This is a genomic window from Cryobacterium sp. RTC2.1 (assembly GCF_035018685.1).
GTDB lineage: Bacteria > Actinomycetota > Actinomycetes > Actinomycetales > Microbacteriaceae > Cryobacterium > Cryobacterium glucosi.
Genome location: NZ_JASJXJ010000156.1, coordinates 1 through 8,989, shown reverse-complemented (window position 1 = coordinate 8,989; position 8,989 = coordinate 1). Strand labels below are relative to the sequence as shown.

Here is an 8,989-nt window from a genome sequence, read left to right as displayed (position 1 = left end):
CCCCCCCCCCCCCCCCCCGCGACCGGGCGTACGGAATCGGGATCCAGGGGCATCCGCTACGCGGTGGCTCGCTGGGCCGCCCGGCCCGAACTGTCCCGGCCTGCGGCGAAGCGGCTCAGGGCTCCTGAGCGCACGAGGCCGCGCAGGACGAGCCAGGAGACAAGCCCGCCGAGGAGCACGCCGGAGATCACGGCAGAGACGAAGTAGGTCACCTTGATCGCGTCGTCGACGGCTGCGTAGCTGTTCAGCACGTCGAGGATTCCGACCGCAACGCCGGCGCCGGCGCCGGCGAGGAGTGCGGTGCCGAGCTTCCAGCTCGAGTAGAGGAACAGGGCGAAGACGATCTCCGCGCCGAGGCCCTCGACGACGCCCCAGATCAGGGTCGAGAAACCCCACTGGGTGCCGATGAGCATCGAGACGACGGCTGCGACGACCTCGGTGTAGACGGCGGCGCCGGGCTTCCGCACGACGAGTCCGCCGAGCACGGCTGCGAAGAGCCAGCCGCCGGCGAGGAGGCCCTCGAGGCCGGGCGTGAAAGCCAGGACGGTGCTGAGCGGCGTCCAGGCCAGGCCCCACGCCCAGAAGATGACGCCGCTCGCGACGCCGATCACGCTGGCGACGACGATGTCGACGACCCGCCAGCGGTAGTTGCGAACCCGGGCTGCGGGTGTGGTGGTTGTTGAATGCATGATGTCGCGCCCTTTCAATGGCAATTGAGGGCACGGGTATGAGTGTTTCTGCCTCCCTGCGCTGGCATGATCCAGATCAGGTTTGACGGTCGAAGCTTAGGAAGCTTCCTCTCAGCCCGGTTGACCGGACTCCCGTGTTCGATTCCGAGTATAGACCGCACCGGCTTCCCGCCGCGGGCAGGGGCGCGGCGAGGGCCCCGTGTACAGTGAAAGCAGGTGTGCCGGGAAGTCTGGTCGGCGTCCGCTCATCGAGCCCGAAACCAGAGGATCCACCCATGACCCCACCCACGAATCCGCCGATGACTCCACCAGGAAGCGCCCCCTCCCCTCGCAATCCTCGGGGAATCGGCGCGGTCTTCCGGCGCAGCAGCTATCCGGAATACGTGCGGATCAGTCAGATCCTCCGTCGTGAGACGGTCGGCGGGGCACTCCTCCTCGTAGCGACCGTCATCGCCCTGGTCCTCGCGAACTCGCCGGCCTCCGGCCTCTACTTCGCCGTACGCGACTTCCAGTTCGGTTACGAGCCCTGGCACCTCCAGCTCAGCGTCGGGGCCTGGGCGGCCGACGGGCTGCTCGCGATCTTCTTCTTCCTCGCCGGCCTGGAGCTCAAACGCGAATTCGTCGCCGGGGACCTGCGCACCCTCGACCGCGCTGTCGTTCCCGTTGCCGCGGCCGTCGGTGGCGTGCTGACCCCCGCGTTCTTCTTCACGCTCGTGAACCTCGGCGGTGGCGCGGAGGCGCTGCGCGGCTGGGCCGTACCGACCGCGACGGACATCGCCTTCGCCGTCGCCGTGCTCGCCGTGATCGGCTCACACCTGCCGAGCGCCCTCCGGGTGTTCCTGCTGACCCTCGCCGTCGTCGACGACCTGCTGGCGATCACGATCATCGCGTTCTTCTACACGAGCAACCTCCAGCCGCTCCTGCTTGCGGCCGCCGTGGTGCCGCTCGCCGTGTTCGCATTCCTCGCGCGCCGATACTCGTACCATTTCGGGACGCAACCGTGGCTGGCGTGGCTCGTTCTCGTGCCGCTCGGCGTGCTGACCTGGGTTCTGGTTCATGCGTCCGGCATCCACGCCACCGTTGCCGGCGTGCTGCTCGGTTTCGCGGTGCCCGTGCTCCGCAGTCGTCGTGGTGGCGGACCAGACGCGGGAGCGGGGCTCGCCCAGACCCTCGAGCACCGGATCCGGCCGTTGTCGGCGGGATTCGCCGTCCCGGTTTTCGCCTTCTTCTCCGCGGGTGTCGCGATCGGCGGGCCCGCCGGTCTCGCGGCAGCGCTGAGCGACCCCGTCGCGATCGGGATCATCGTCGCGCTCGTCCTCGGCAAGCCGGTCGGCATCCTCGGCGCCACCTGGCTCGTGACCCGCACGACGAAGGCATCGCTCGACCCCGACCTCGCCTGGGTCGACGTGATCGGCGTCGCGATGCTCGCCGGGGTGGGCTTCACGGTGTCGTTGCTGATCAGCGAGCTCGGCTTCGGGCACGGCACGATCGAGGACGACCACGCCAAGGTCGCCATCCTCACGGCGTCCCTGCTCGCGGCTCTCCTCGCCGCCGTCGTGCTGCGCAGCCGCAACCGGCACTACCGGGAGATCGACCTCAAGGAGAAGGCGGACGCGGACAACGACGGGGTCCCGGACGCCTTCGAGTAGGGGCTACTTCTTGAGTGCCCGGATCACGTGACTGAGCGTCTTGCCGACGACCCAGACGAAGGGGATGCCGACGGCGAGCAGCGAGATGACGTTCGGTTCGAAGCGAACGGTGCCCTGGGACTTCACGTAGGCGCCCACCGGGATGGAGACTCCGCCACCACCGCCGCCGGCGCCGTGTCCGGGGCTGCCGAAGCCACCCGTACCGGATCCCTCGGTCGATTCACCTTCGCCGCCGCCGAAACCGTAGTACACGAGCGCAACGGGAACGATCGTGATCCCGTCGACGAGGACGGGGTCACCGTATGCCGACCGCACGCCGGCGGAGCGGGAGATTTCTGCGAGCTTTTCGGGGAGGCTAGTCATCTCTTCACGATACTCCGCCGCGCTCCGCAACGCCCGGCATCAGGGATTCGCGTCGCCGCGTTCTCCCGCACGGGGGTTCGGCTTGGTGGCGTCGAGGCCCACCGGGCGGGCCTGGCTCGGCCCGAGCAGTGAGGCGGGCCGCACCGAACCGCGACCGAACCGCGCGGTGACGGAGTCCACCGCGAGTTCGGCGCCGCGCCAGTCGTCGTCGGGGTCCCAGAGGCCGAGGCCTGCCCCATCGCCGTCGCCCAGCTGCTCCACCCGCACTCCGATCAGTCGCACCCGGATGCCGCGGGCCGCGAGCACGTCGAAGCTCGCCGCAGCTTCCTCGTAGATGCGGCGGCCCACGTTCGTCGCCTCGGCGAGGGTGCGCGAGCGGGTCACGGTGCTGAAGTCGGTGTACCGGAGTTTCAGGACCACGCAGCGCCCGACGAGCCCGGCCCGCCGGAGGGAAACCGCCACCGCGTCGGACTGGCGGAGGAGCTCGCTGCGCAACCGGGCGACATCCGTCACGTCGTGTTCGAAGGTGATCTCGTGGCCGACGCTCTTCTCCTCGCGTTCGAGGGTCACTCCGCGCGGGTCTCTCCCCCACGCGAGCTCGTGCAACTTGCGGCCGGAGGCCTCGCCGATGGACTTCTGCAGCACGGCCAGCGGCGTGGCGGCGAGGTCGCCGATCGTGCGGAGGCCGAGCCCGAGGAGCGACTTCTCGGTCATGGCGCCGACGCCCCAGAGTGAGCCGACAGGCAACGGATGCAGGAACACCAGGGTGTCCTCAGCCGGCACCACGAGCAGGCCGTTAGGTTTCGCCCTGCTCGACGCCATCTTGGCGACGAACTTCGTCGACGCGGCACCGACGGAACAGGTGAGCCCGGTCTCGTTCTGGACCCGCTCTCGGATCAGCGCCGCGATCACCGCGGGCGAGCCATGCAGGCGGCGGGCCCCGGAGACGTCGAGGAAGGCTTCGTCGATGCTGAGCGGCTCGACGAGTGGGGTCATGTCCGTGAAGATGCCCATCACCTGCTCGGAGAAATCCCGATACCGGCTCATGTGCGGTTCGAGGACGACCGCCGCCGGGCAGCGCCGCAGGGCGAGTGCCATCGGCATGGCCGAGTTCACGCCGTAGCGCCGGGCGACGTAGTTGGCGGCGGTCACGACGGAGCGGCCGGAGCGGTGGCCGACGATGACGGGTTTATCGACGAGTTCCGGGTGGTCGAGCAGCTCGACGGACGCGAAGAACGCATCCATGTCGATGTGAAGCAGGGTCGCGGAGGAGTCGTCGACGCTTGCCGCCGAGACCGTGCGGTCGCTTCCGTCCTGCCTGCTCACCCTGAGACCCTAACCCACACCGCCGACCGTGCGGGCAGACCCGTTCCACGGGTAGCGTGCGAGGCGGAATGCACCGGCGACCGCAGGGGTTGCATCGTGCAACGAAAGGAGCCTTCATGGAATCGAACTGGATCGCACTTCAGCAGCAGGCCCACCAGGAGTTCAGCGCCCGGCTCGCGCACGTCACCAGCTGGGACGCACCGACCCCCGACTCGGACTGGACCGTCCGCGACCTCGTGCGCCATGTCGTCCGCGGCCAGCAGAGTGTACCGCGGCTCCTCGCCGGACGGTCGGTCATCGAGGCTCGCCTCACCCGCGCCCCGCTCGGCTCCGACCTGCAGGCGGAATGGGACACCTACTCCGCCCTCGCGACCGCCGCCTGGTCGGAGGCCCCGGCGGATGCTCCCGTCCGGCTGGCGTCCGAAACCGTCACCGCCGCGGAGTACCTGCGGGAACAGGTCGCGGAGGTCACCATCCACACCTGGGATCTCGCCAGGGCCGTCTCCGCCGACGAGTCCCTCGACGACGAGCTCGTCGCCGCCGTCTGGACGGTCTTCGAGCCCCAGAAGGACGCCCTCGAAGCAAGCGGCCTCTTCGCTCCCCCGGTTCCCCTCCCCGACGACGCGCCGCTGCAGTCCCGTCTCCTCGCGCTCACCGGGCGCGACGCGCGCTGAACCGAGTGGGCCTCAGGGGGTGACTTTCTCGGCCCCCGCGAGGCGCTGTGCCACGTAGATCGGCACGATCGAGACCAGCACGAGGACAACCGCGATGACGTTGACGATCGGGGCCTGATTCGGCCGGAACAGGTTGTCGAGGATCCAGATCGGCAGGGTCTTCACGCTCGACCCCGCCGTGAACGTCGTCACGATGATCTCGTCGAAGCTCAGCGCGAAAGCGAGAAGTCCCCCCGCGAAAAGTGCAGAACGCAGCTGCGGGAAGGTCACGAGTCGGAAGGTGGTCCACAGCCCCGCTCCGAGATCGGCGGACGCCTCCTCGAAGTTCATGCCGACGCGGCGGAGACGCGCGATGACATTGTTGAACACCGTGACGATGCAGAAGGTCGCGTGCGCGATGATCACGGTCGCGATCGACAGCTGAATGCCCATGATCGTGCGGAACGCATTGTTGAGCGCAATGCCCGTGATGATCCCGGGGAGCGCGATCGGCAGGATCACGAGGAGGCTCACGGCGTCGCGGCCGAAGAACGCGAACCGCTGCAGGGCGAGCGAGATCAGGGTGCCGAGGACGAGGGAGACCAGGGTCGCCACGATCGCGATCTGCACGCTCGTCCCGATCGCGTTGAGGGCGCCCTCATTGTGGAACGCCTTCACCCACCACTCGAAGGTCAGGCCGGGCGGTGGCCAGGTCAGGTTCGTGCTCGTGCTGAAGGAGTTGATCAGCACGACGATGAGCGGCAGGTAGATCACCGCGAGAATGATCCCGGTGAGGACGGCGAGGACGATCCGTGCCGGTCTGCTGAGGCGCATCTCTCCCCTTACAGGTTGTCCAGGGCGCCGGTGCGGCGCACGGCGGCGAGGTATCCGAAAATGATCACGATCGGGATGAGGGCGATCGCCGCCGCGAGGGGCAGGTTGTTCGCCGCGCCGACGTTCGTGTAGACGAGGTTCCCGAGCATCTGGTTGGCCCCGCCGACGATGTTGACCGTGATGTAGTCGCCGAGGGTGAGCGAGAAGCTGAAGATCGAACCGGCGATGATCGCCGGCCAGATCATCGGCAGCACGATGAGCCGAAGGGTGGATCCGGTCCGGCCCCCGAGGTCGCCTGAGGCCTCGAGCAGGGAGTCCGGCACGCGTTCCAGTCCGGCGTAGATCGGCAGGATCACGTACGGCAGCCAGAGGTAAGCGAGGGTGATGACCGTTGCCGGCAGCCCGTATCCCGGGGTCTGGCCGCCGAAGGGCGCGACCAGCCAGTCGACGATGCCGTCGCTCGACAGCACGGAGCGCCACGCATACGCCTTGACCAGGTAGCTCGCCCAGAGCGGCATCAGCACGGCGATCACGAGCACCCGCTGCCACCTGGTGCTCGCGACTTTGGCCATGTAGAACGCGATCGGCAGGGCGACCAGGATGTCGACGACGGTCACGACCACGGCGATGCCGAGGGTGCGCAGGGTCACCGTCTGGTACAGCGAGCCGGTCAGCACGGTGACGATGTTGTCGAGCGTCCAGGTCTGCGTGATGGTTCCCGTGAACGTGTCCACCGTCCACAGGGCCGTGATCAGCAGCGCCGCGAGGGCCACGATGTACACCAGCCCGAGCCAGAACAGCGGAGCCGAGAGCAGCAGGGAGAGTCGGAGCCGAGGGTGCCGGCTCAGGAAGACCGAGATCCGGCGGGCCCCGGTGTCGCGGGGCACCGGAACGGGCCCGCCGGAATCGGCCTGGAGCATCAGCCCTTGATCTCCTGCCACGCGGTCGTCCAGGCCGCGTAGTCGGTGCAGGTCACGTCGGTCCTGCCGTCGACGCATTTGGCGATCGGCGTCGTCCAGTACCAGATCTTCGACGCGTAGTCGGCGTCTCCGGCGTGATAGGTCGCGCACTGGTTGGGGTCCGTCATGAACTCGCAGGCCTTCTGGTTGGACGGGGCCTCTCCGAAGTACTCGGTCGCTTGCGCGTTCGCCTTCGGGCTCGCGATGTAGTTGAGCCAGGCGTACGCGCAGTTGGGGTGCGCCGCTTTCGAGGCGATCATCCAGGTGTCAGACCAGCCGGTGACTCCTTCCGACGGAACTGTGACCTCGGCGGCGGTCCCGGCGGCGAGCGAGTTGCGGATCACCTGCCAGGTGGTTCCGACGACCGTGTCCCCGGTCTCGAAGGACTGCACCGACTTGAGGTAGTCGGACCAGTACTCTCCGATATTCGGGCGCTGCTGCTTGAGCAGGTCGACGGCCGCCGCGAGCTGCTTCTCATCGAGGGCGTACGGGTTCTTGATCCCGAGATCGGGCTGGTGCTTCATCAGGTACATGGCGGCATCCGCGATGTAGATCGGGGAGTCGTATGCCGTGACCTTGCCCTTGTACGGCGAAGACTTGTCGAACACGACGTCCCACGACGTCGGGGCCGGCGTGACGACATCCTTGTTGTACATCAACAGGTTGGCGCCGTAGCCGTGCGGGATGCCGTAGGAGACACCGTCGACGCTGTTCCAGGCCTGCAGCTTGAGGAAGTCGTAGATTCCGGCGTAGTTCGGGATCAGGTCGGTGTTCACCGGGGCAACGTCTCCAGCGGCGACCAGGCGCAGGGAGGCATCTCCCGAGGCCGCGACAACGTCGTAGTCGCCCGTCTTCATCAGGTTGAAGGCCTCGTCGGAGGTGCCGTAGGTCTTGCTCGTGACCTTACAGCCGGTCTCGTCTTGGAAGGCGCTGACCCAGTCCACGGTCGGGTCGTTGCTGCCGTCCTCGACGTAGCCGGGCCACGCGAGGATCGACACGGCCCCCTCGTTCGCGCCGAGGGCCGTCGGTGCGGATGCGGTGGGCTTGGTCGCCCCGGACGTCGTGGTTCCGCACGCCGTGAGGAGCGCGATCGAGGCGATGGCGAGCCCGGTCAGGGCGGTCAGTCTGGAGTTGCGGTGGGGCGCGTGGCGGTTCATTACGGTCTCCATTCTTGGTGAGCTGTTTAAGGTGCCGGGTCCAGTGATTCGGTGCGGCGGTCTGCGACGACCACGACGGTGTCCCTGTCGGACCAGGCCACGCGCACACGGGCGCCGCGTTCTTCGTCGCCGACCCGCCGCGCATCGTTCTGCTCCTGCACGACGACGCGCATGCCCGCGTCGAGGTCGACGATGAGCCGGGTACTGCTGCCCAGGTAGATCACCTCGGCGAGGACGCCTGTCGCCGAGCGGTCGCCGCTGAGCGGGGCCTCCAGCCTCTCGACCGTCATCTTCTCCGGACGCACCGAGTGGATGCCTCCTCGGCCGAGCACACGGAGGGACAGTTCGTCGCTGAACACGTTGGACGTGCCTACGAAAGCGGCTACGAAGGGCGATACCGGGTGATCGTAGATCTCGGCGGGGGTTCCGAGCTGTTCGATCCGACCCTCGTTGAAGACGGCGATCCGGTCGCTCAGGGTGAGCGCCTCCTCCTGGTCGTGGGTGACGAAAATGAAGGTGATGCCGAGTTCGCGCTGGAGTTCCTTCAGTTCGACCTGCATCTGCTCGCGCAACTTGAGGTCGAGGGCGCCGAGCGGCTCGTCCAGAAGCAGCACCTTGGGCTGGACGACCGTGGCCCTGGCCAGGGCCACGCGCTGCCGTTGCCCGCCGGAGAGCTGTCCGGGCTTCCGGTCGCCGAACCCGCCGAGACGCACGGTGTCGAGGGCCGCCCTGGCCCGCTCGTGGCGTTCGCGCCTGCCGACGCCGCGCACGCGCAGCCCGTATGCGACGTTGTCGAGCACGGTCATGTGCGGGAAGAGCGCATAGTCCTGGAACACGGTGTTGACGTCGCGGTCGAAGGGGGCGCGGTCGGTCACGTCTTTTCCCTGGAGCGACACCGTTCCGCTCGTGGGCTGTTCGAAGCCCGCGATCAGCCGGAGCACGGTCGTCTTTCCGGAGCCGGAAGGGCCGAGCATCGAGAAGAATTCGCCCTCGACGACGTCGAGATCAACCCCGTCAACGGCGTTTCCCGCGCCGAAGGACTTGGTCAGCCCCCGCAAGCGGATTGCCGGTCGGTCTGCGGACACGGAGCCTCCTTTGTCACCCTCGGCTAAATCATATGGAAACGGATGTCTGAAATCCGGTTCCGCATGTTGCGGTCAGGTCACGATGACCGAACGCCTCCGAGAACGACACCCTATAGCGACGGCCCGCGTCCGGCATGGCCCCCGTTCGCCCTGGTCAGTCGGGCCGGTCAGTCGCGGTTGGGTGGTCCGGTGAGGACCTGGTGGGCGCGGTGCCGGTTCGGTGGCCGCCAGAGCCGTTGCGGATCGATCAACCCAGGGGCCCGCACTTGCGGTG

The 8,989-nt window shown here is 67.9% G+C and carries 9 protein-coding genes and 1 riboswitch; of the genes, 2 read left to right on the top strand and 7 right to left on the bottom strand.

Annotation, left to right across the window (positions count from 1 at the left end; genetic code table 11):
- Nucleotides 1-56 precede the first annotated feature (56 nt).
- The gene (locus QN357_RS15805) at nucleotides 57-689 is read right to left on the bottom strand and encodes an ECF transporter S component (RefSeq protein ID WP_322135713.1); all 633 of its coding nucleotides are present in this window, start codon (nucleotides 687-689) and stop codon (nucleotides 57-59) included.
- Nucleotides 690-725: 36 nt separating this feature from the next.
- Nucleotides 726-835, bottom strand: a riboswitch (TPP riboswitch).
- Between the two features lie 129 nt (nucleotides 836-964).
- Here QN357_RS15805 and nhaA point away from each other — a divergent pair.
- The gene (nhaA, locus tag QN357_RS15800; protein WP_416347625.1) at nucleotides 965-2,338 is read left to right on the top strand and encodes a Na+/H+ antiporter NhaA; all 1,374 of its coding nucleotides are present in this window, start codon (nucleotides 965-967) and stop codon (nucleotides 2,336-2,338) included.
- A 3-nt stretch (nucleotides 2,339-2,341) separates the two neighbouring features.
- Here the strand turns inward: nhaA and QN357_RS15795 are convergent, their stop codons facing one another.
- Nucleotides 2,342-2,701 carry a spore germination protein GerW family protein gene (locus tag QN357_RS15795; protein ID WP_322135712.1) on the bottom strand — a complete coding sequence of 120 codons (360 nt, stop codon included), beginning with the start codon at nucleotides 2,699-2,701 and terminating at the stop codon, nucleotides 2,342-2,344.
- Between the two features lie 39 nt (nucleotides 2,702-2,740).
- Nucleotides 2,741-4,027, bottom strand: a complete 1,287-nt coding sequence (locus tag QN357_RS15790; RefSeq protein WP_322135711.1) for a DNA polymerase IV — start codon at nucleotides 4,025-4,027, stop codon at nucleotides 2,741-2,743.
- A 116-nt stretch (nucleotides 4,028-4,143) separates the two neighbouring features.
- Between QN357_RS15790 and QN357_RS15785 the strand changes: the two genes are divergently transcribed.
- The gene (locus tag QN357_RS15785) at nucleotides 4,144-4,701 is read left to right on the top strand and encodes a TIGR03086 family metal-binding protein (protein ID WP_322135710.1); all 558 of its coding nucleotides are present in this window, start codon (nucleotides 4,144-4,146) and stop codon (nucleotides 4,699-4,701) included.
- A 12-nt stretch (nucleotides 4,702-4,713) separates the two neighbouring features.
- Here QN357_RS15785 and QN357_RS15780 read toward each other — a convergent pair whose 3' ends face one another.
- Genes QN357_RS15780 through QN357_RS15765 form a run of 4 tightly spaced genes read right to left on the bottom strand, consistent with a single transcriptional unit; the run spans nucleotide 4,714 to nucleotide 8,715 of the window.
- On the bottom strand, nucleotides 4,714-5,514 hold the full coding sequence (locus QN357_RS15780) for an ABC transporter permease (protein ID WP_134447678.1): 801 nt from the start codon (nucleotides 5,512-5,514) through the stop codon (nucleotides 4,714-4,716).
- Nucleotides 5,515-5,522: 8 nt separating this feature from the next.
- Entirely contained in the window at nucleotides 5,523-6,455 is a 933-nt protein-coding gene (locus QN357_RS15775) for an ABC transporter permease (RefSeq protein ID WP_241975442.1), read from the bottom strand.
- A complete protein-coding gene (locus tag QN357_RS15770; RefSeq protein ID WP_322135707.1) occupies nucleotides 6,434-7,630 on the bottom strand; it encodes an ABC transporter substrate-binding protein in 1,197 nt (398 codons plus the stop codon). The genes QN357_RS15775 and QN357_RS15770 overlap by 22 nt, the downstream gene beginning before the upstream one ends.
- Nucleotides 7,631-7,656: 26 nt before the next feature.
- Nucleotides 7,657-8,715, bottom strand: coding sequence for an ABC transporter ATP-binding protein (locus QN357_RS15765; protein WP_322140839.1), 1,059 nt, complete (start codon nucleotides 8,713-8,715; stop codon nucleotides 7,657-7,659).
- Nucleotides 8,716-8,989 lie beyond the last annotated feature (274 nt).